This is a genomic window from Nonomuraea glycinis (assembly GCF_014646515.1).
GTDB classification, from domain to species: domain Bacteria; phylum Actinomycetota; class Actinomycetes; order Streptosporangiales; family Streptosporangiaceae; genus Nonomuraea; species Nonomuraea glycinis.
The window spans coordinates 75152-95949 of the sequence record NZ_BMNK01000023.1; the positions used below are offsets into that span (position 1 = coordinate 75152).

A 20798-nucleotide genomic window follows, 5' to 3' on the forward strand; every position below is an offset into this window, starting at 1 on the left:
TTCAGATCAGCGCGTCGATCAGCAGGACGATGCCGAAGATCGCGAAGGCGGCGGCCGCGCCGTACCGGATCGCCTTTTCCGGCAGGTGCTTGCCGAGCAGCCGTCCCACCACGATGGCCAGCGCGTCGGCCGCCACCATGCCGACGGTGGAGCCGATCCAGGTGCCGAGCCAGCCGTGCTGCGTCGCCAGCGTGATCGTGGCCAGCATGGTCTTGTCGCCCAGCTCCGCCAGGAAGAACGCGACCGTCACGGCGATGATGGCGTTCCTGGTGGTGCGCTTCGCCTTCTCGGCCTCCTCGTCGGTCAGCTCGTCGCCGCGCAGCGTCCACGCCGCGAAGCCGAGGAAGGCGAGCCCGGCCACGACGGAGATGGCGGTGGTGGGGAGCGCGTCGCCGATCAACCCGCCCACGGCCACGCTGACCAGGTGGACGGCGGTGGTAGCGATGGTGATGCCGGCGATCACCGGCCAGGTTTTGAAGCGGGTGGCGAACGTCATCGCCATGAGCTGACTCTTGTCACCGAGCTCGGCCACGAAGATCACGGCCAGGCTGATCCAGAATGCTTCCAACGGTCCTCTTCCGCGCGACCGGACCGTGAGCGCGCACCGGGGGAGATCTTCGGGCACGGCTTCGGCCCGGCAGCGTCTTCGTACACGGCTGCCAGGCCGAAGGTCTCGTCCGCCCGTGAAGGCCCGCGCGACCGGGCGCGCGAACGCGCCAGTATGTCGATCACGCGATTGGGACTACTCCCCTTCGGTGTTTCCAATCAACCCTAACAGCAGCCCGCCGACCCCTATTCCGCTCCCCTCACGACTCGTAGCCCCTCACAGCGCGCAGCCCACCATGACCGGCTCGTTGACCAGCGTCACCCCGAACTTCTCGTGCACCCCGTCACGCACCTGCCTGGCCAGGGCCAGCAGGTCGGCGGTGGTGCCCGAGCCGGGGTTGGTCAGGGCGAGGGTGTGCTTGGTGGAGATGCGGACCGGGCCGTGCTCGTAGCCCTTGGGGAAGCCGGCCTGCTCGATCAGCCAGGCGGCCGGCACCTTGATCGCCCCGTCGCCGACGCTCCAGCTGGGGTGCCCCGGCGCGCGGGCGGCCAGCGCCGCGGCCTCGGCCGCGGACAGGATCGGGTTGGTGAAGAAGGACCCCACGCTGCGCGTGTCGGGGTCGGCCGGGTCGAGCACCATGCCCTTGCCGCGCCTCAGCTCCAGCACCGCCGCACGGGCTCGCGCCAGCGGCACCCGCTCGCCGACCTCGACACCGAGCCGTCCGGCCAGCTCCTGGTACGCCACCGGACCGGATATTGCCGAAACATCCAGCGCGTACGTCACGGCGAGCACCACATGCCGGGACAGATCCCGCTTGAAGGCGCTGTCGCGATAGGAGAACCCGCACTGCCGGGCCTCCAGATCCACCACCTGGCGCGTCTTGCGGTCGTAGGCCCGTACGCACCAGATGGTCTGCGCCACCTCCTGGCCGTAGGCGCCGACGTTCTGGATCGGGGTGGATCCCACCAGACCGGGGATGCCCGACATGCACTCGATGCCCGCCCACCCCTCGGCGACCGCGCGAGCCACCAGTGGGTCCCAGTCCTCGCCCGCCTCGACCGTGACCAGCACCTGCTCGCCGTCGCGGGAGACCGAGACGCCCAGGTTGGCCACCCGGATGACCAGGCCGTCGAAGCCCTCGTCCGCGACCACCACGTTGCTGCCGCCGCCGAGGATCAGCGTGGGCCGCGACTCCCGGTCCGCCGCCGCCACCAGGGAGACCAACTGCTCCGCCGAGTCGGCTTGGGCGAACTCGGCGGCGGGGCCGCCCAGGCCGAGCGTGGTGTAGGGCGCGAGCATCTCCATGGGCACCAGCTTAGGAGGTGTCACCGCATCGGCAGCACCCTGTCATGATTCCGCCCGGCCTATTCGGGGGCGGCGCCGTGGTCACGTGCTTCGGGGACGGCGCCGTACTCGCGTGATCCGGGGGCGGCGCCGTGGTCACGTGCTTCGGGGACGGCGCCGTGCTCGTGTGGACCGCGCACCGGCAGGTGCTCCTCGGGTACCACGAGTTCGCCGCGCAGGGCCAGGGAGAAGTCCAGGTCGGCGTCGCGGGCATCGCGGGCCTGCTCCGGGAAGGCGGCCAGGGCGGCCGACCTGCGGACCGCCATCAGGTCACCGCGCAGCGCGCGCACCCGGCCCGGCCCCGCCTGCCGCCACCCCTCGCCGGACTCGACCGGCTCCAGCCCCTGCCGGCCGGCGGCCACCGCCCCCTCCTTGACCGCCGCGATCAGCGGGGTGAGCGCGTCGCCTTCGAGCACGAGGGAGGTGTCCATCAGGACGTGCACCTCGGCGGTGTCGAGGTGGAGCAGCTTGACCCGGGCGGCCCCCCAGGTCGCGCCGCCACCCTTCCAGTCCGGCTTCTCGGCCACGCGCCAGAGGCGGATCCGTTCCGGGTGGCGCTCGGCCAGCTCCTCCAGCACGTCCCCGGCGCCGTCGACGTTGCCCAGGTCGAGCGCCAGAATGGTGGCCCCGGTGCGCGCGACGAGCGAATCGACGCACGCCCGTACGTCCTGCGGCCGGCCGTCGACCACCAGACCCACCGTGGCCGTCACGTCCTTGGTCGCCACGCGCTGCCGCTCGACGTTGACGCCCAGAGCGTCCATCCGGTTGGTGGCCAGCGCCCCGTCCCAGGCCCGCTGGGCGTGCAGCATGTCATCACCGGGCACCCCATGCTGACCAGGGTCACCGGAGAAGCCGAACTCAGCCGCCGGGTTCCCACGAGCACCTCCGCCCTTGACCCCACCCGTACCGACCCCGGTCGCCGGCCCGACATCACCACCCGTCGTGTCGCGGCCCGTGCCGGCGGTGCCGGCCACCTCGTCGAGTCGGGGCGGACGGAGGTGGCCGGGCGGGCGGTCGTCGGTCACGGCGGAAACAGGGATGGACGCCACGGTCGGCCAAATGGTGACATGCGGGGATTCATTCATGACCTCACGGGTACCCGAGAGCCGCCCGCCCTATCATCAGGCGAGCTGCACCACCGCGCGCGCCCTGGACAGCACCTCGGCGTCGCCCGCCCGAGCCGTCAGCGCCACCACCACCCACCGGTCCGCGAGCTTCTCCTCCACGACGCCGCTGACCGTGATCGTGGCGCCCTGGTCGTCGTCCGGCACGACCACCATCGAGGAGAACCGCACCCCGTAGTCGACCACCGCGCCCGGATCCCCGGCCCAGTCGGTGACGAACCGGCCGGCCTGGGCCATCGTGAACATGCCGTGCGCGATGACGTCGGGCAGTCCGACCATCTTGGCGAACCGCTCGTTCCAGTGGATCTGGTTGAAGTCGCCGGACGCGCCCGCGTACATCACCAGGTTCAGCCTGCGCACGCTGTAGTCCACGGCGGGAATCACCTGGCCGACCTCGACCTCGTCGTACTTCACCGTCGCTGTCATCTCAGGCCGCCCCGCCCCGCTCGATGATCGTGTTGTACGTGGTGCAGACCGGCTCGCCGGCGACCGTGGTGACCTCGCTCCTGATCGTCAGCAGCTCGTTGCGGCCGGCGCTGCGGATCTCGGTGATGGTGGCGGTGCTGACGAGCTCGTCACCGGCGTAGACCGGGCGCGCGTACTCGAAGCGCTGCTCGCCGTGGACCACCATGGCGAAGTTCAGGCCCAGGCCGGGGTCGGCCAGCGCGCCGCCGCCGCTCTGCAGGCTGAACACGATGGGGAAGGTCGGCGGTGCGACCACGTCCGGGTGCCCGGCGGCCCGCGCCGCCTCCCGGTCGCGGTAGATCGGATTGCTGTCGCCGATAGCGGCTGCGAACTCCTTGATCTTCACCCGACTGACCTCGTACGGGCTGCCTGAGGGGTAACTGCGTCCCACGAAGTCACGGTTCAAGGCCATCAGTGCTCCTCGCATGTCAACGAACGCGATGTGAGCCAGACGCTAACAGAACAAGATTCGGCTGTCGCCGGGATGGCCGTCTTTTTGCCGCCGCGAGATCGGGCGTATGCGGACACGACAAACCGGCGTCCCGTTCAACAGGACGCCGGTCTGTCAAAAGATGGCAGGGGTGCTGCCCGGCGAGACTAGCGGGTCTCGCGGTGCGCGCGGTGGCAGCGGCAGTTGGGGCAGTACTTCTTCAGCTCAAGCCGATCCGGGTCATTGCGCCGGTTCTTCCGCGTGATGTAGTTGCGGTGCTTGCACTCCTGGCAGGCCAGCGTGATCTTGGGCCTAACGTCGGTGGCAGCCACTTGGGAGTGCCTTTCTACGTTTGGGACTGGGACATGCCCATACCCAGGTCACAGGACCTGGGATTGGGCAGTAGCGGAGGCCGGACTTGAACCGGCGACACAACGATTATGAGCCGTTTGCTCTGCCTGACTGAGCTACTCCGCCTTGAGCCGAAAACGACCGGCCCCGTAGAGGATACCCGACCCGAGGAGCACCTTCGTAACTCGCCTGACCGGGCAGGGTGTCTCTAGTATGCCGCAGAAGCCCCCGCCAACCGAAATCGAATCGCATCAGCCCCACCTACCGAGTGTGGCAGCATGACGGCCACCGGCAGGTTAGCACGTACGGCAACGGCAACGGCGGCCAAGCTTCCGAACCGCGAATCTCCATCTGGACAGCCGACAGCAGGTAGACGAAGCGCCTGGCAAGGTCAGCCCTCCGGCCAGTCCTCCGACTGGGAGACGTAGCTGCCGCGTTTCTCGACCGTGAACACCCAGCCTTGCCCTCGCAGCAGCGCCACCGCCCGACGGACAGTTCCCTTCGCCACGTCGTATTGCTGCATGAGCGTTGTCTCGCTCGGGATCGGGAAGTCGGGCCGCAACTCTCCGGCCCTGATCCGCTGTGCGATGTCCGCCGCGATCCTCTCGTACGGCCGAACCGTCCTCGACACGCGCGGCACGTCCTCCGGGCCGACGAACGTGCCCCGCCCCGACACGGGGTAGACCAGCCCCTCCTCGCGGAGCAGGCGGAGCGCTTTGGTCGCGGTGATCCGCGAGACGTCGAACTCGGCAGCGATCTCCGGCTCACTGGGGACGGCATGACCGGGCGGGATCTCACCGCTGTCGATGCGGCGTCTGATCTCGGCTGCTACCTGCCGGTACAGCGGCAGTTGCTACGAAGGATCACGCGATGACCGTTCTCATTTCACGGCGCCGCGCCTGCTGACCAGGTCAAACTCGTACACCACTCCCGTGGACGCAACCCACGCCGAGTCGCCCGAGCCAAGTTGCAGCAGGCAGCTAAGGCCTGACCTGCCGGGCCTCTGATGGAACGGTCACCGACGCGTTCCCGTCCAGACACGAGTCTCGTTGATCCGCTCTTTGGCCCGCAACGCTTCTGACAGATCGACGTCAGCGCGGTTGGCGATGGCGGCCACGTAAATAAGGACATCGGCGAGTTCATCGCCGATGGTGCCTGTTGTGCTGGCAGGATCGATCGACAGCGAAGAGTGCTTGCGCACTGCCTTGCAAACCTCACCGGTCTCCTCGGCAAGCTTCAGACACTGCTCGATGATGGTGCTATCGGAGAAGTTGCGTTCTTTCTCCATCTCTGAGACATAACGCTGGAGTGCTTCTAGAGACGGCGAGTGCGTACTGGGAAGAGGCTGCATGAGGATCCCACGGGTGACGGATGAGAGAAGAAAGCCACCGTAGCAGCGCTCTCTGTGGGCCTTCGCGGAAACTCGCAGAACGACGTCAGCAGGCGGACAGCAGCGTGAGCTGGTCTTTCCCGACTTGCGCTGCGGGAACGCAATGGAGACCAGAGCGCAAGGTCATGGTGAGCTTCTTGATGGCCGCCCGGATTTCCTTTTGCCGCTCAGCGGGAACCAGCCCGGGGATGAGACGCGGACGCACCTGGCCGGTGCGCTCCTCCCACGCCCACACGCCTACCACGCATCCGTTGAACAGAACGGTCGGCAAAACCTCACCGATCTGGTTGAACACCGCTGACGGCGCCAGGTCTCCGAGGTAACGGCGGCGGGTCTCGAAATAAGCCTTGAGGGCGACATCCTCGTGCGCGAGCAGGTTCACGCCCGTGGCGCATTCTGCGGCCGGAGCGTCGACGAACTCCGCGAACCGGTCGGTGCTCATGTAGAGGGGGTTGGCGGCCCACGGGGTGATCAGCTCAACCAGTTTGATGCCGGCCCGTTGCATGCCGTCTACCACTGCGACGCGGGACAGCGCCGACCACCAGGTGGCATCGCGGATGCTGACTGGGCCGTAGCGGTCGATGTAGGCGGTCAGCAGCCGCTCGACGGCCGTACCGGGATCCAAGCTGGTATCGAGGCCCGGGTAGGCATCGGCGGTGAGAGCGAAAGTGCGGAACTCGCGATTCCAGCCCTGCGTCTGGTTGAGGTAGGCGAGGGTGCCGCGTTCCCAGGCGAGCTTGAGCGCCAGCCGTGTCACCGGCACCGATATGGCGGCCGCGACGAGGCGGGCCTCGATGTCGCGGTGGAACAACGGCCCGCACTCGCCCAGCAACTCCACGAGGGCGTTGGTGGCGGCTGTAACGCTGGCCTCGCTGTGGCCGGCGTTGACGAGGCCGCGTAGGGCGTCGCGCTGGCGGAAACGCAGCGTGGCCGCGTGCGCAGCGGCGGCGAGCTCCAAAGGCAGGGTGTGCAGCGTTTTGCGCATGCACCGCAAGGTGACCAGCCGGGCTCGCACCGCCGGGTCGAAGAGACTCAGCGGGATGGCACCGTCTGCGGCGCGGGCTGCCACGGTGGCGAACGGAGACGGTAGACGTGCGGCGTGCAGTCCCAGTGCCGCGTTCGCGATGTCCTCTACTGTGGTCCGGCGGGTGTGAGCGGCGAGCCCTTGACGCGCCAGCACTCGGTTCCACAACCTCGCGGCCTCAAGCGGACCAAGCGTGTGGGATTCCACCGTTTCGGGTGTGGAGCGGCCGGTCATGCGGGGCACGCTAGCAGTGCTGATGAGTAGCGGGGCGGGAGATGCCATGGTTCACCCCTGAGGCCCCCACTCACCTTCTACGAAGGCGCGCAGTTCAGCGTAGGAGCGCTCGGTTTCGGCCCAGTCGTCGGCGTTGCCCCACCAGTGGCGTTCGTTGTGGTGAATGTGGAACTTCGCCCAATCTCCGTCCCAGTCTGGTTGCCGGTGGGTTCCGCGGATGCGATGCAGCAGCGCCTGGTCGTAGACCTCAGTGCCAGGCAGCGGTACGAACCGAAACAGCGCCACTCTGCCGAGCATCGGGCGGAGTTCTTGCAGCAGGGCGATGGTTTCGTAGGTGGTCTCGGTGTTCTCGCCGGGGAACCCGTGGATGATGAACACCTTGGCCTGGATCCCGGCCTTGGCGGTCATCTCGACCGCGGCGCGGATTTTGGCCTGGGTGGTGTTCTTCCGCATCGCCTTGAGCAGACGTTCACTGCCGGATTCCATCCCGTATTTGATCTCAATGCAGCCGGAGGCGGCCATCGTGTCCAGCAGAGCCTGGTCAACGGTGTCGACCCGCGACAGTGCCGACCAGCGCAGGTTCAGGTCGGCGATGTTCTTGCAAATGTCGGCGACCTTGCCTTTGTTGACGATGAAGTTGTCGTCAACGATCGCGAAGCCCCCGATGCCGTAGGCGTCGATCAGGTGGGTCAGCTCGGTGCGGGCGCTGATGCCGCCGCGGTATTGCATGCGGCGCTGGGCAACGGCGCAGAACGAACAGGGGAACGGGCAGCCCCGGCTGAACATGACATGCGCCATGCGGGTGTCGGTCCCAGCGAGTCGGTCCGGCAGCACGATGTCGTCTCGCGGCAGCAGGTGACGGGCCGGCAGCGGCAACGTGTCAATGTCACGCATCAGCGGGCGGGAGGCATTGCGCACGATCTGGCCGTCGCGCTCGAACAGCACACCGGTCACGCCGGTGTAGTCCCGGTCGTAGGCGTGATCGAGGAGTTCCAGGATGGTGTCTTCGGATTCGCCGTCGGCGACCACGTCAGCACTGAAGTCCGTCAAGGATTCAGCGGGGTAGAAGTTGGCGTGGACGCCGCCGACCATGACGAGCGCGTCGGGGTCGATCAGTGCGTCGCGGCGGGCCTGCAGCATCAGCCCGTACGTGGCCGATGACGCCAGACTGAAGCCGACCGCGTCGAAGCTGGACAGGTCCAGGGCGGTGTGGCCAGGAGCGACCCGCCGGATCTCCACCTGGTGGCCGGCCTCCTCGGCGACGGCCGCCAGATACAGCACGCCGAATGGCGGAAATTCCTTGCGTTCCTGAAGGAAGCGCGCCATGTCGTAGACCTCGGGGTAGAGCAGTGCAACCTTCACGATTCACCTCGGTGCGCGGTTGGGGGGCGGGAAGGGATCAGCGCGGTGATCTGCTGGGCGAGCGTGGCGGCGACCGTGTCGCTGTCAGTGTCGGCGACATGGTGGATCAGGGTCGGCGTGCCGCTGGCGCGGGTCTGTTCGGCTGCTTCGGTGAACAGGGTGCTTTCGCGTTCGGCAGCGGCGAGGCCGTCATGGTGAAAGCGGCTGTAGACGCCCCGGGTCTGCGCGCGTCGAAGACACACCTCCGGATCGGCGAACAAGAACACCGCCAGGTCGGCGGGCCGGGCGTATCGGTAAAGGTCGGCGATGAACTCGCGAGGTACGCCGTCGAGCCGGTCGAGGACGAACGCGGAGGGCACGTAGCGGTCGCACACCACGACTCGGCCGGCTTTCAGTTCAGGTTCGATCACTGTGGCGATGTGGTGGTACCGGTCGGCGGCGACCAGGCATGACAAGGCCAAGCCGTGGAAAGTGTGGGTGCCGGAGCGGGCTAGGGCGCCGATGGGGGATGCAGAGGGCTGAGTGGTACATGTGGCAGGGAATCCGACTTGCAGGAGGATGTTGCGTAAATGCTGGCTGCAGGTGGTTTTACCGACGCCGCTTGGCCCGTCCAGTGTCACGAGAAAGCCGTTCCGGCCGCTTTCGTTTGCCCCAGTGGATTGCATCGTGCGCTCCTTCGATGGGTTGCTCGTGCCGTGGGGGATAGGCGGCGGAATCGGTCCGCCCCTGCGGTGGGTTACTGCGCCGGTACACTTTGACGTTCCTCCGGTCAAGCGTCACCGTCGAGAGTCCGCGAATGTGAACCGATGTGAATGGGCTGCCATGGCTCCCAAACGAGCGCATCCGATCAGCAACACGGCGCTGGCTGCAGCGATCAACCAGGCCGGATGGACCCACGCGGCAGTCGCGCGCCACGTCAACGACATCTCTGCGGAGAACGGGGTGCGGCTGTACTACGACCGCTCCACGATTGGCCACTGGCTGACCGGGACGATCCCCCGGCCGGAGGGTATATGTGCCGCTGTGGAGGCATTCCGTCGCCGCCTCCACAACCCAGGCCTCACCCCTGCTGGTCTGGGTTGGCCCGATGTCCCCACCGTGCCTGGGCCGACTGACGACCCGTGGCAGGGTGATCCGGTCGCCCGACTGACCGCCCTCGGGGAGGACGACATGCTCGATCGCCGGACCATGCTGACAGCCAGCGCCTTTTCCCTGGCCGGCTACACCGTGCCCGCGCGCCGCCCGCTCATCTCATCGCCTCGTGCGGGGGCTCGTGAAGCCGGTACCGGGGATGTGGCGCGCATCCGAGCTACTACCCGCCATTTCGGCGAGCTGGAAGACCTGTACGGTGGCGGCCACGCACGCCGCTCCGTCGCCGCCTATCTCGTGCATGACGTCGCACCGCTTTTGCACGGCACCATTGGTCGCGCCCGCCCGGATCTGTTCAGGGCGACGGCGGAACTCGTCTACTTGGCGGCGTACATGGCTATGGACGACGGCGTCAACGGGCTCGCGATGCGCTACTACATCCAGGCTGTCCGGCTGGCCGACGAAGCAGGCGACCGGACGCTACGGGCGACGGCGCTACGCTCGATGGCGGTCCAGGCCCGACAACTCGGCCACAACCGAGAAGCTCTCGCCCTAGCTGATGCCGCCGCCTCCAGCCTTGATAGCCGCGGGCCGCAGCGCACTCTGGCGTGGATCACGGGCATGCGAGCCGAGGCGCATGCTGGAGTAGCTGACCGACGCGACGCCCTTGCCTTGCTCCGCCGGGCCGAGGCACAGCTTGAGCGCGCCGACTCGCTGCCCGAGACGGAGTGGACGGGGAACTACCGGCGCGAATCGTTCGAGCATCAGAGCGGGTTGGTGCTCACGCAGCTCGGGGACCACGCCGCCGCCGCACGGCACTACACCGCCTCCATGAGCACGCGTAGGCCCATCGAACGCCGCACACGCGCACTGATCGGCCTCCGGGCGGCCCACGCCCATCTGCTCGCCGGGGACGTCGACCAGGCCGCCGCCACGGTCCTCGACCTTGGCGCTGACGTACAGTCGATCTCGTCGGCTCGGGTTCGTCACGAGGTACGCCAGATCCGTGCTGGCTGGCAGCCGTATCGGAGCAGCGCGCACGTGGCAGCAGCCGATCGCGTCATCGCTAACAACTAGCCGCCCAGAGGACGCGAAACCGCGACCGCCCGAGCGCGTACGGCAGACAACGGCCGGTTGCTTGTCCGCCACCCGGTCCGCGGTACCGTCGCCATCGCATGGACTTCGGCGCGCAGACCTCGCGCACAACGAGAAACGCCCGGCCCCGGATGATCTCGGGTCGGGCGTTTTGCCTTGCCAGAATGGGAGCCCCCAAACGGAATCGAACCGTTGACCTTCTCCTTACCATGGAGACGCTCTGCCGACTGAGCTATAGGGGCCTGTCCGCGCTGCGGACAGGTGTAACCATACACGGCGCTCAGCGATGATGCGAACTCGTTCGCACCCTCGCCGGCTGCGTGGCGGCGGGCCTGGACGGGAACGCGATCACCTCGCAGAGGTCGGCCAGATCGACGTGCCTGGCGACCTCCTCGACCGAGGCGCAGTCGGCGACGAGCCGCCCGTGCCGGCGCACCCGCAGCACCTGCCGCCCGGCCCGTGTGGCGAGCACGATCTCGCACCCGTCGCTACCTACCCATCGCCTGTCCATACCGGCACACAGTAGCTTCCGGGTCTCTCATTTTTCATCGGGTCACATGCGTTACAGGTCATACCGGGTCGGTCTCAGTAGCGGTAGAACCCGAGGAAGCCCTTCACCCGGTCGATGTCGTCGACCCGCACCACGGCCCCGGTCTCCGGCGCGTTCATCATCCGACCGCCTCCCAGATAGATGCCCACATGGCGGGTCTTCTTCCGATTTTTCCCGAAATAGACCAGGTCACCGGGCAAGGGAGAGCCCACCCGGCGCATCTTGCGCAGGTGGTCGTCGGTGTTGCCGGGCCCGAGCACGTCCGCGCCGTGCGCCAGCGCGTACACCCACCGCGTGAACCCCGAGCAGTCCAGCCCGCGCGTCCGCGCCGCCGGGCAGGGCTTGATCTTCCCGGCATAACCCAGGCAGGTGCCCTTGGACGGACCGGGCCGCTCGGCGTGGCCACCGCCCCAGGAGTAGACGATCTCGCGCTCCTGGATCTCGTACGCGATCGCCACGATCTCCGGCAGCACGTATCTCACGAGCGGCGCGGAAGCCGTGGCGCCCAGTAAGACGAGCATGACGGCCACCGCCGCCCAGCGCCTTCCGGACACCCCCGGCCCCCTCACATGTACGGGCTCGTCGGTTTCATCCTGCCTTGCCGATCCAGCGGGTGCTTTCCAGATAAATCAAGAATTTCCCGTACGCCATCTGAATCCGCACGTCAGAGGCCGTGAAACGCGGCCGCGCCGACACGTCGGCCACCTGGCGTTTTCGCAGGTCAGAGCCGTATATGAACGTCACATTCGCGTTTGCCAAACCGGGATTTCCCGGCTCAAGATGGTCCCGATCCTCAATCGAGCCCCCGACCTGGGGTTTCTTCGCCATGCCCGGAGGAGAACGACCATGATCCACGCCCGGGGACTGACCCGAGTCTTCACCATGAAAAAGGCGCGCGTCGAGGCGGTGCGCGGCATCGACCTCGATGTGGAGGCCGGACAACTCGTCGCCTTTCTCGGCCCGAACGGCGCCGGGAAATCCACCACGCTGCGCATGCTCACCACCCTGCTGCCGCCGACCTCCGGCACCGCCACCGTGGCGGGCCGGGACGTGGCCCGCGACCCGGCCGGCGTGCGCGCCAGGATCGGCTACGTCGGCCAGAAGAACAGCGCGGGCGAGAACCACCGCGTCCGCGACGAGCTCGTCACCCAGGGCCGCTGCTACGGCCTGAGCGCCTCGGAGGCCCGCGACCGCGCCGCCGAGCTGCTCGCCCTGCTCGATCTGGAGCCGCTGGCCGACCGCAAGCCCGGCACCCTGTCCGGCGGCCAGCGCCGCCGCCTGGACATCGCGCTCGGCCTCATCCACCGCCCCGCCCTGCTCTTCCTCGACGAGCCGTCGACCGGGCTCGACCCCAGGAGCCGCGCCGACATCTGGGCGCACATCCTCCGCCTGCGGGAGACGTACGGCACCACGCTTTTCCTGACCACCCACTACCTGGAGGAGGCCGACAGCATGGCCGAGCGGGTGATCATCATCGACAACGGGACGATCATCGCCGACGGCACGGCCGGGCAGCTCAAGAACGACCTGGCCGGCGACCACATCACGATCACCACGCACACCGAGCGGGACGCCGCCGAGGCGGCCAGGATCGCCGGGGCCACGGCGGACGGGCTGACCGTTACCTCCCGCGTGGCCGGCGCGGCCTCGGCCCTGCCCGAGCTCCTGCGGACGCTGGAGGCGGCCGGCGTCAAGGTCGCCACGGCCGAGACCACCCGCCCCACCCTCGACGACGTGTTCCTCGCTCTGACCGGGAGAAGCCTCAGCGATGACGACCTTCCTGCATGACACCACGACCATCTTCCGCCGCGAGTTCGTCCCCGTCGTGCGCGAGCCGCTCGGGCTGGTCTTCGAGATGGGGCAGCCGCTGCTGTTCCTGTTCCTGTTCGGGTCGCTGCTGGACGGCGCGGTGGGCGCGTCCTGGCAGTGGTTCGTGCCCGGCATCCTCGTCATGATGTGCCTGACCGGCCCGCTGTCCTCCGGCTACAACCTGCTGGTGGAGCTGATCGGCGGCTCGATGGAGCGCCTGATGGTCACCCCGGTCGACCGGACCGCGCTGCTCATCGGCCGGGCGCTCAAGGAGATGACGATCCTGTTCGCCCAGGCCGTCCTGATCATCGTCCTGGCGCTCCCGCTCGGCTTCGAGCTCCACCTGGCCGGGGCCGTGGCGGGGGTGGCCCTGCTGGTCGTGTTCGGGGTCGGCCTGGGCTCGCTCTCCTTCGTGCTGGCCATGCGGTCGGCGCCCAGCGGGGAGCTGTTCTACGTCGTGACGCAGGGGCTGCTCTTCCCGCTGCTGCTGCTGTCGGGGGTGCTGCTGCCGACGGACTCGGGCCCCGCCTGGCTGCGCGTGGTGGGTGACGTCAACCCGGTCACCTACATCGTCGAGGCCCAGCGCGCCCTGTTCGCCGGCGACCTCACCGACGTCTCGGTCCTGTACGGCGCGGCTATGTCGTTCGCGGTGGCCGCCTTGGGCCTGTGGCTGGGCAACCGGGCGATGCGCCGGGGCGTCTGACGGTTTCCATGGCGTCTGACGGTTCCGGGGCGACGCGGGGTCAGACGGTGCGGGCGCGGTCGAGGTCCGGGCTCCGGTAAGAGTGTTCGGGGATGCGGGACAGGGTGGACTCGTGCACCTGGGGGCCGAGGCCGTACAACTTCTGGAAGCTCATGATCAACGGTCGCCACGCGTCCGGGTCGATGTGGTCGTCCTTGCCCTCGGCGCGGATCTCGTCGTGCACCCAGACCCGCTGGACCCGTACCTCGAAGGCCAGCACCCCGCCGTCGCCCACCGGATGGGACGCCTCCACGACGGCCTCCATGCTCACCGGGCACTCGGCCACCCGGGGCGGCCGTACCGTCTGGCTCGGCGTCGGCGTCAGCCCCGCCCGCCCGAACTTGCCCGGCACGAACCGGTAGCCGCGCTCGTGCTTGCCCGGCGGCACGGGGTCGGACCCGGTGGTCAGGGCCAGCTTGTCGACGGCGGGGGCGAGGGCGTCGGAAGGCAGGTTGAGCACGCACTCGCGGGTCCTGAGCAGGTTCTGGGCGGTCTTGGACCGGCCGCCCAGCCCCAGCATGGCCCGCCAGCCGAGCCAGAAGGCCGATGACATGGGGGCCAGATTGGGCGTCCCGTTCTCGTTCATGGTGGAGATCAGGACGACCGGGGTGCCGAAATAGAGAATGGCCGGCTCGATACGGGTGTGCTTGTCAGTAAGTGTGGTCACGCTCCACTCTTTCGGCCCGTACCTGCCCATGCTGGCGGCATTCGGACACCGCGCGCTCCAACCTGGCCAACAGCTCCCTTAACCGGTGTAACGTCACCAGTGAGCACAATGGAGGTCCGCTCATATGCAGCCACCGTTGGCCATCACCAGTGAACAGTTCGGTGACACGGCGATCGTCAGCCTCGCCGGCGAACTCGACACCACCAAGTGCGCCCAAGTGGGCGAGACCCTCTCCGCCCACCTGTCCGATGGCCGCCCCCATCTGATCCTCGACACCACGGGCCTGACCTTCTGCGACTCGATGGGCCTGCGCACGATTCTGGAGTACGTGAACCGCGCCGCGAGGGCGGGCGGCTGGATGCGGCTGACAGGTGTGCAGGGCGTCCTGAAGCGGCTTCTGGAGGTCACCGGCGTGGCCGGCGCCATCCCGATCGACCCCGACGTCCCGACGGCCATGCAGGCCCGCATCCGCGAGGCGGGGCACGGAAGCACCTCTGTGTGACCCCGCACACATTCGCATATACGTGGATTTGTACACAGAGCACCCGGATTCACGCCCGTAACGTCTGGCACGTCGGACAAACCGTCGGACGAAAGTCGAACGAAAAGGCAGTGGTCCTGATGAGCACTCTCAACCAGGTAGACAAGATCTCGTGGCGGCGGACGATGGGCCGGGTGGCCATCGGCGCGGCGACCGCGGCACTGGCCGTCACCGCCATGGGCGCGGTGCCCGCCTCGGCGAGCACCCCGTCCGCGGTCGAGTCCACCCATGCTGAGGTGTCGGCCAAGAAGTACTACTTCGCCGCCGGGCTTCTCGGCAGGAACGAGGTGCCGGAGCCGGGCAAGAAGGTCAACGACCGGGACGGCGTGGCGGTCGCGAAGTTCCGCATCCACGGCAACCGTTTCTACTACTTCGTCCAGTGGAAGAGGACCGGCAAGCCCACCGCCTTCCACATCCACAAGGGCCCGGCGGGCAAGAACGGCCCGGTCGTCATCGACCTGCTGTCCAACGGCAAGATCCACGGCAACACGAGCTTCGGCAGCGTCGTCGTCAAGGACAAGAACCTGCTGAAGGGGATCAAGAACAACCCGAAGAAGTGGTACGCCAACCTGCACACCGCGAAGTTCCCCGACGGCGCGGTCCGTGGCCAGCTGCACGGCGGCAAGCACTGGTAGTCGTCCTCCCGGCCCCGGCAGGTGATCCTGCCGGGGCTCGGCTCGATCTCACGGACGTCAGGCGTCCCACGTGCTCACCCGGACGTCAGGCGTCCCGCCTGCGGAACACCGCGAACGCGAGGGCCAGCAGCACCACGGTGAAGGCGGCCAGCACCCCGAGCCCCGCCCACGGCGTCAGCCGCTCGGCGGCCTGAACGGTGGTGGTGACCTGGAGACCGGCCGAGATCGGCCAGTACGTCTGCAGCGCCTCCCCCGCCGGCTCGGGCATGAGCCGGGGCCCGATGATCGGGATGATGAAGTTGACCGCCACGAGCACGGTGACCGCGATCATCGTGCCGCGCAGCAGGCAGCCCAGCGCCACCCCCACCAGGCCCACCAGCGCCCAGATCAGCCCCATGCCGGCGACGGCCCGCAGCACGCCGGGCTGGCCCAGCGCCGCCGTGGGAGCGCCGGCGGCGCCGATGGCCGCCTGCCCGAGCAGGAACGAGGCGAAGCTCGCCACCTCCCCCGCGACCAGGGCCAGGCCGGCGAACATGGCGACCTTGGCGGCCAGCAACCGCCCCCGCCGGGGCGTCACGGTCAGGCTCGTCCGGATCATCCCGGTGACGTACTCCGAGGTCACCACCAGCACGCCCAGCGTGCCGACCACGGTCTGGGCGAACAGGAAGCCGCCGTACATGCTGATGTAGGTGGCGTCGAAGACGCCGCCCGCCTGGTGCCCCTCGCCCGCGCGGTAGGCGGTGAGGGCACCGAGCCCCACCATGAGCCCGACGGCGACCAGCAGGGTGGCGAGGTTCGACGGCACGGTGCGGAACTTGGTCCATTCGGCCCGGAAGGTGTTCATGCCGCCGCTCCCTGGAACTCGAGACTGTCGTGGGTCAGCCGCAGGTACGCCTCCTCAAGGGAGAGGCGTTGCGGGGTGAGCTCCGACAGCACCACCCCGGCCTCCAGCGCCACCCTGCCGATCTGCCTGGCGTCCAGCCCTGCGACGACGAGTGCCCCGTCCGGGCCGGGCTCCACCTGGCCGCCCGCCTCGCTCAGGTGCCGGGCGAGCGTCTCCCGGTCGTCCGCGCGGACCAGCACGCCGGAGCTGTGCCGGACGAACTCCCGCATCCCCACGTCCGCGATCAGCCTGCCCCTGCCGATGATGACGAGATGGTCGGCGGTCAGCGCCATCTCGCTCATCAGATGGCTGGAGACCAGCACGGTGCGGCCGTCATCGGCCAGCCCGCGCATCAGCTCCCGGATCCACTTGATGCCCTCGGGGTCCAGGCCGTTGACGGGCTCGTCGAACAGCAGCGCCCTCGGGTCGCCGAGCAGCGCCGCCGCGATGCCGAGCCGCTGGCTCATCCCCAGGGAGAAGGTGCCGGCCCGCTGCCGCGCCACCGAGTCCAGCCCGACCAGGCGCAGCACCTCGTCCACCCGCCCGGTGCCGAGGGCGTTGCTGTGGGCGAGCCAGAGCAGGTGATCGCGGGCCGTACGCGAGCCGTGCACCGCGCGGGCGTCCAGGAGCGCGCCCACCTCGCGCATCGGCCACGGCGCGGCCACGTACGGGCGGCCGCCGACCCGCACGCGCCCCGCGTCCGGCCGGTCCAGCCCCAGGATCATCCGCATGGTCGTCGATTTGCCCGCCCCGTTGGGCCCGAGGAAGCCGGTGACCCGGCCCGGTTCGACGGTGAACGTCAGCCCGTCCACGGCCGTCCTGCCGCCGTAACGTTTGGTCAGTCCCGCGATCTCGATGCCTGTCATGCCTCGATGATCACCGGCGAGCGACCCTCCCGATATCCACCGATCGGTTGATACGGACAGTTTCATTGCCCCGCATTTCCAACAAATGGGAATTCGCTTCAGGTGCCTGGATGAAACGGTTGAAAGACTGATACGTGGCGCGTTCCCTTTCTCCGGTGAAGCGTTAGTCTCGAAATGTGCACCCCCCGTCACCACCCCGTACACTTTTTGTGATCATGCCTTTCGGGACGAGGACCCTTTCCTCCGGTTCCGAGCATGATTTCGATCGCTTCTACGTCGAGGTGCTGCGGCCGATCGCGCAGACGGCCAGGTGGGCCGTGCTGCGCGCGGACGAGCTCGCCGAGCAGGGCACCATCGTCAACCAGGCGTTCCGGCACCTCCAGTCGGCCGACCTGGTCGTCGCCGACCTCAGCGCGCCCAACGGCAACGTCTATTACGAGCTGGGCATCCGGCACGCCATCTCGCCAGGTAAGACGATCCTGGTCGCGGCACGCGGCACGGAGCTGCCGTTCGACCTGGCGGGCCAGCGGGTGCTCTTCTACGACCTCGACTTCACGGCCGACACCCGCTTCCACACGCTCTACGCCCGAGCGCTCAACGGCGAGCCGAACCTCGACGCGAACCCGGTCAGGTCGGCCCTGACCAAGCTCGGCCTGCACTCCGATCCGGAGACCGATCACGTCGCCTTCCAGCAGGAGCTCAACCTCAAGATCGATCGAGCCCGGAACGTCGAGCAGCTGGTCGCGGTCTGGCACTGGGCCCGGCAGTTCGAGAGCCTGCCCATCAGCAGCCTGTTGTCCCTGGGCTATCGGCTCGCCGAGGCCGGCGACTACGCCAACGCCGTGCACGCGCTGGACGCGGCCTTCCCGACGGCCGCCCAGGATTACGAGGTGCACCGGCAGCGCGGCTTCTACCTGCGCAAGCTGGGCCGGCTGGAGGAGGCCGAGGCGGCGCTGACCAGGGCCAACGAGCTCAACCCCTCAGACCCCGAGACCCTGGGCATGCTGGGCGGCGCACTGAAACGGCAGCGGCGCTACACCGAGGCGCTGGAACGTTACGAAGCCGGCGCTCGGCTGTCCCCCACCAGCCTCTACCTGGCGGTCGCGCAGGCCGGCATGTCGATCATCGCCACGCCGCACGACCCCGAGCACGGCCTGACCCTCTACCGTGAGCTCCTGGCCAAGATCGAATCTGATCCCGGCTACGAGGTCGACTCCTGGGCCAACCTGGTCGCCGCCGAGGCCAGTTTCGTGCTCGGCCGGCTCGACAACGCCTATGCCCACGCCCGCGCCGGTGTGCGCCTGGGCGCCGGCCGGCTGGACCTGGAGTCGGCGACCGAGCAGATCAGGATGCTGGACGACGCCGGATTCCCGCTGCCGGACGCCCACAGCTTCGTCAGATGGCTGTCGCAGGGGGCCGCGGGCGCGATCCCCGCGAACGCCGGGCAGGCGGCACGGTTCCGGAAGCGCATCATCTTCCATCTCTCCGACGTGCACTTCGGCTCCTTCCTCAAGGAGGGGAAGAAGATCGACGCGCACCGCTTCCATGACAGCGAGAACACCAGCCGGCTGAGCCTGGAGCTGCAGGAGGAGTTCGTCAAGGCCATGCAGCGGTCGGGGTGCGAGCCCGCCAACGCCACCATCGTGCTGTCCGGCGACTCCACCTACACCGCGAGCGAGGCGGAGTTCGACCTCGTCAGGGACTTCCTGAACGAGCTGTGCGGGTCCCTCGGGCTGGAGCCCCGGCAGGTGGTGGTCGTGCCGGGCAACCACGACATCGACTGGTTCCAGTCGGCCTCCAACTGGAGTCACCGATTCGACAACTACCTGGCCTTCGCGGTGAAGTTCTACGGCGAGCCCCTGTTCAGGGAGCTCTACCCGCTGGTCACCTGGGATCTGAAGATGCCGGGGAAGCGGCCGGCCCCCAACGAGCTGATCTACTACCGGGCCGACGACACCACCGCCTTCGTGGGCCTCAACTCGTGCGTCTTCGAGGACAACCAGAATCACTACGGCTTCATCGGCAAGCGCCAGCTCGACAACGTGAGCCGGGTGCTGGATATGAAGAAGGCGCCGGAGATCCGGATCGCGGTCATGCACCACCACCTGCACCCGTTCCCCGAGCCGCTGGAGACCAGGAAAGGCCATGACGTCACGCTGGACCTGTCGACGGTGCGCGACGCCGGCATGGTGGAGCAGCGCCTGGAGAAGCTCGGGTTCTCGCTCCTGCTGCACGGCCACAAGCACAAACCCCAACTCCGCGAGACCCTCGTACGGGACCCGCTGATCAGCTCGTCCACCACGGTGCGCCCGCTCATCGTCTCCGGCTGCGGCAGCACCGGGGTGAGCACGCACGGCCTGGAGCACAACCAGCCCAACCACTTCGCCATCCTGGAGCTGCTGCAGCCGACCCGTGCGCTCGGGGCCGACTTCGTCGCCGTCGAATGGCGCGAGCTGACCGTGGCGCCCGGCGCGGAGTGGGCCACCAAACAGCGCTGGACCCTCAAGGGGTGAGCGGAGCCATGGACAGGACCAGCCGTAATCTCGTTCCGGCGATGCTCGACGGGGCCCATGACGGGGAGCCCCTGCAACTGGCCACCGCCCTGTTCCGGCATGCCGAGCGCAACGCGCTGACCACGATCAACTGGTACCTCTGGAAGAAGACGATCAAGTCCCGCTGGTCGCGCTTCCTGCGGGCCTCGGCGATCGTGCTGGCCGTCGCCGGAGGCGTGACCCCCTTGCTGCACGCCGCGAGTCCGGGGCTCATCGCCTCCGGGTGGGGCTATGTGGCCTTGGCGCTCTCCGCCGGCTGCGTGCTCTTCGACCGCTACTTCGGCTACACCTCCTCGTGGATGCGCTACATGCGGGCGCAGGCCCGCCTGAACCGCGTCCTGGTCACGGCACAGGCGCAGTGGACCGCCGCGATGATCCGGTGCGCCCACGACGGCGCCCCGGCCGACGTGCTCATGCCCATCGTCCAGGACCTCATCAGGGGCACGGCCGAGACGATCGAGATGGAGACGGACGAGTGGGCTCGCGAGCTGACCGAGCAGTCGGAGCAACTGCAGCGGACCACCGAGAGGGACGACAGGCAGCGGAAGTGACGCACGGTCAGGAGTCGACGTAGTCGACCTCCACGCAGACGTGTGCGGGCACGCCGAGATCGAGGACGGCCTTGAGCCAGGTGCGGTTGAGGTACACCGCGTTCACGGGCAGGTCGATGGTGACCTTGGACGCCTCCGTGCCCGGCAGGGTGCCGCCCGGCTCGGTGGACCAGGCGGCGCCGCCCGAATCGGTGATCCGCACCGCCTCCGCCCCGGTGAGGGTCCGGATCAGTCTGGCCAGGCCGTCCAGGGTGCCGCGCGCCCGATGCAGGGACACGGCCTCCAGCACGAGATCGCGGCGCTGTTGAAGGGTCATGTGCTCGCTGAATCCGATGGCGACCCAACTGGCCAGCCACGGCAGGAAGTCCGGCGGCGTGCGGGCGGGGTCCAGGTAGCTGTCCAGGCAGTCCAGGGTGGTCAGGATCGGCGCGAGCACCTGGTCGAACGCCTCGGTCAACTGCTGGACCAGCGGGTCTTCGGCGTAGATGGCGGGCAGTTGCTCACCGAGCGGATGGGCGGTGGCCAGGCCCGTGACGGCGCTGCGCAT

At 68.4% G+C, this 20798-nt stretch carries 25 protein-coding genes, 2 tRNA genes and 1 pseudogene; 7 read left to right on the forward strand and 21 right to left on the reverse strand.

Features of this window, described 5'->3' with window-relative positions; all coding sequences use genetic code 11:
• Window position 1: 1 nt before the first annotated feature.
• The 13 genes and pseudogenes from IEY87_RS41470 to IEY87_RS41525 all read right to left on the reverse strand — a co-directional run bounded on the left by IEY87_RS41470 (window position 2) and on the right by IEY87_RS41525 (window position 8936).
• Complete coding sequence (locus tag IEY87_RS41470) at window positions 2-568, reverse strand: TMEM165/GDT1 family protein (RefSeq protein ID WP_189144365.1); 567 nt, start codon at window positions 566-568, stop codon at window positions 2-4.
• Between the two features lie 255 nt (window positions 569-823).
• Window positions 824-1852, reverse strand: a complete 1029-nt coding sequence (locus tag IEY87_RS41475; RefSeq protein WP_225278162.1) for a UDP-N-acetylmuramate dehydrogenase — start codon at window positions 1850-1852, stop codon at window positions 824-826.
• Between the two features lie 59 nt (window positions 1853-1911).
• A complete protein-coding gene (locus IEY87_RS41480; RefSeq protein WP_189144366.1) occupies window positions 1912-2916 on the reverse strand; it encodes a glycosyltransferase family 2 protein in 1005 nt (334 codons plus the stop codon).
• Between the two features lie 96 nt (window positions 2917-3012).
• Window positions 3013-3441, reverse strand: a complete 429-nt coding sequence (locus IEY87_RS41485; protein ID WP_189144367.1) for a MaoC family dehydratase — start codon at window positions 3439-3441, stop codon at window positions 3013-3015.
• Window position 3442: 1 nt separating this feature from the next.
• Entirely contained in the window at window positions 3443-3892 is a 450-nt protein-coding gene (locus tag IEY87_RS41490; RefSeq protein ID WP_189144368.1) for a MaoC family dehydratase N-terminal domain-containing protein, read from the reverse strand.
• Between the two features lie 185 nt (window positions 3893-4077).
• Complete coding sequence (gene rpmG, locus IEY87_RS41495; protein ID WP_019632658.1) at window positions 4078-4242, reverse strand: 50S ribosomal protein L33; 165 nt, start codon at window positions 4240-4242, stop codon at window positions 4078-4080.
• Window positions 4243-4313: 71 nt separating this feature from the next.
• A tRNA-Met gene (locus IEY87_RS41500) sits at window positions 4314-4387 on the reverse strand.
• 265 nt (window positions 4388-4652) lie between these two features.
• A complete protein-coding gene (locus IEY87_RS46420; protein WP_225278161.1) occupies window positions 4653-4892 on the reverse strand; it encodes a GntR family transcriptional regulator in 240 nt (79 codons plus the stop codon).
• A 33-nt stretch (window positions 4893-4925) separates the two neighbouring features.
• A pseudogene (locus IEY87_RS46885) lies at window positions 4926-5111 on the reverse strand (GntR family transcriptional regulator); the annotation flags it as partial.
• A gap of 165 nt (window positions 5112-5276) precedes the next feature.
• A complete protein-coding gene (locus IEY87_RS41510) occupies window positions 5277-5549 on the reverse strand; it encodes a MazG nucleotide pyrophosphohydrolase domain-containing protein (protein ID WP_225278160.1) in 273 nt (90 codons plus the stop codon).
• Window positions 5550-5697: 148 nt separating this feature from the next.
• On the reverse strand, window positions 5698-6909 hold the full coding sequence (locus tag IEY87_RS41515; protein ID WP_189144370.1) for a DNA glycosylase AlkZ-like family protein: 1212 nt from the start codon (window positions 6907-6909) through the stop codon (window positions 5698-5700).
• A gap of 51 nt (window positions 6910-6960) precedes the next feature.
• The gene (locus tag IEY87_RS41520; RefSeq protein WP_189144371.1) at window positions 6961-8271 is read right to left on the reverse strand and encodes a B12-binding domain-containing radical SAM protein; all 1311 of its coding nucleotides are present in this window, start codon (window positions 8269-8271) and stop codon (window positions 6961-6963) included.
• On the reverse strand, window positions 8268-8936 hold the full coding sequence (locus tag IEY87_RS41525; protein WP_189144372.1) for a dTMP kinase: 669 nt from the start codon (window positions 8934-8936) through the stop codon (window positions 8268-8270). Before IEY87_RS41525 ends, IEY87_RS41520 begins: the two co-directional genes overlap by 4 nt.
• A 157-nt stretch (window positions 8937-9093) precedes the next feature.
• Between IEY87_RS41525 and IEY87_RS41530 the strand changes: the two genes are divergently transcribed.
• Window positions 9094-10437, forward strand: coding sequence for an NsdA family TPR-like regulatory protein (locus IEY87_RS41530; protein ID WP_225278159.1), 1344 nt, complete (start codon window positions 9094-9096; stop codon window positions 10435-10437).
• A 187-nt stretch (window positions 10438-10624) separates the two neighbouring features.
• On the opposite strand, the gene IEY87_RS41535 is transcribed toward IEY87_RS41530, so the two are convergent.
• The 4 genes from IEY87_RS41535 to IEY87_RS41550 all read right to left on the reverse strand — a co-directional run bounded on the left by IEY87_RS41535 (window position 10625) and on the right by IEY87_RS41550 (window position 11833).
• A tRNA-Thr gene (locus IEY87_RS41535) sits at window positions 10625-10697 on the reverse strand.
• Between the two features lie 38 nt (window positions 10698-10735).
• Window positions 10736-10966 carry a transposase gene (locus IEY87_RS41540; protein WP_189144373.1) on the reverse strand — a complete coding sequence of 77 codons (231 nt, stop codon included), beginning with the start codon at window positions 10964-10966 and terminating at the stop codon, window positions 10736-10738.
• Between the two features lie 74 nt (window positions 10967-11040).
• On the reverse strand, window positions 11041-11559 hold the full coding sequence (locus tag IEY87_RS41545) for a C40 family peptidase (protein ID WP_308113016.1): 519 nt from the start codon (window positions 11557-11559) through the stop codon (window positions 11041-11043).
• 34 nt (window positions 11560-11593) lie between these two features.
• Entirely contained in the window at window positions 11594-11833 is a 240-nt protein-coding gene (locus IEY87_RS41550; RefSeq protein WP_189144374.1) for a hypothetical protein, read from the reverse strand.
• Between the two features lie 18 nt (window positions 11834-11851).
• On the opposite strand from IEY87_RS41550, the gene IEY87_RS41555 reads away from it, so the two are divergent.
• Both IEY87_RS41555 and IEY87_RS41560 read left to right on the forward strand, forming a co-directional pair.
• Entirely contained in the window at window positions 11852-12793 is a 942-nt protein-coding gene (locus IEY87_RS41555; protein ID WP_189144375.1) for an ATP-binding cassette domain-containing protein, read from the forward strand.
• Complete coding sequence (locus IEY87_RS41560) at window positions 12774-13517, forward strand: ABC transporter permease (RefSeq protein WP_189144376.1); 744 nt, start codon at window positions 12774-12776, stop codon at window positions 13515-13517. Before IEY87_RS41555 ends, IEY87_RS41560 begins: the two co-directional genes overlap by 20 nt.
• A gap of 40 nt (window positions 13518-13557) precedes the next feature.
• Here the strand turns inward: IEY87_RS41560 and IEY87_RS41565 are convergent, their stop codons facing one another.
• The gene (locus IEY87_RS41565; protein ID WP_225278158.1) at window positions 13558-14223 is read right to left on the reverse strand and encodes a flavin reductase family protein; all 666 of its coding nucleotides are present in this window, start codon (window positions 14221-14223) and stop codon (window positions 13558-13560) included.
• A gap of 124 nt (window positions 14224-14347) precedes the next feature.
• On the opposite strand from IEY87_RS41565, the gene IEY87_RS41570 reads away from it, so the two are divergent.
• Both IEY87_RS41570 and IEY87_RS41575 read left to right on the forward strand, forming a co-directional pair.
• On the forward strand, window positions 14348-14725 hold the full coding sequence (locus IEY87_RS41570) for an STAS domain-containing protein (RefSeq protein ID WP_189144378.1): 378 nt from the start codon (window positions 14348-14350) through the stop codon (window positions 14723-14725).
• Between the two features lie 119 nt (window positions 14726-14844).
• A complete protein-coding gene (locus IEY87_RS41575; RefSeq protein ID WP_189144379.1) occupies window positions 14845-15399 on the forward strand; it encodes a CHRD domain-containing protein in 555 nt (184 codons plus the stop codon).
• A gap of 85 nt (window positions 15400-15484) precedes the next feature.
• Here IEY87_RS41575 and IEY87_RS41580 read toward each other — a convergent pair whose 3' ends face one another.
• Together IEY87_RS41580 and IEY87_RS41585 are read right to left on the reverse strand one after the other, a co-directional pair.
• Window positions 15485-16243: an ABC transporter permease gene (locus tag IEY87_RS41580; protein ID WP_189144380.1), complete on the reverse strand. Its 759-nt coding sequence runs from the start codon at window positions 16241-16243 to the stop codon at window positions 15485-15487.
• Window positions 16240-17148, reverse strand: coding sequence for an ABC transporter ATP-binding protein (locus IEY87_RS41585; protein ID WP_189144381.1), 909 nt, complete (start codon window positions 17146-17148; stop codon window positions 16240-16242). The genes IEY87_RS41580 and IEY87_RS41585 overlap by 4 nt, the downstream gene beginning before the upstream one ends.
• Window positions 17149-17363: 215 nt before the next feature.
• Between IEY87_RS41585 and IEY87_RS41590 the strand changes: the two genes are divergently transcribed.
• Both IEY87_RS41590 and IEY87_RS41595 read left to right on the forward strand, forming a co-directional pair.
• A complete protein-coding gene (locus IEY87_RS41590) occupies window positions 17364-19661 on the forward strand; it encodes a metallophosphoesterase (RefSeq protein ID WP_189144382.1) in 2298 nt (765 codons plus the stop codon).
• A gap of 8 nt (window positions 19662-19669) precedes the next feature.
• Window positions 19670-20251, forward strand: coding sequence for an SLATT domain-containing protein (locus IEY87_RS41595; RefSeq protein WP_189144383.1), 582 nt, complete (start codon window positions 19670-19672; stop codon window positions 20249-20251).
• A 7-nt stretch (window positions 20252-20258) separates the two neighbouring features.
• Here IEY87_RS41595 and IEY87_RS41600 read toward each other — a convergent pair whose 3' ends face one another.
• A complete protein-coding gene (locus IEY87_RS41600) occupies window positions 20259-20798 on the reverse strand; it encodes a phage tail protein (protein ID WP_189144384.1) in 540 nt (179 codons plus the stop codon).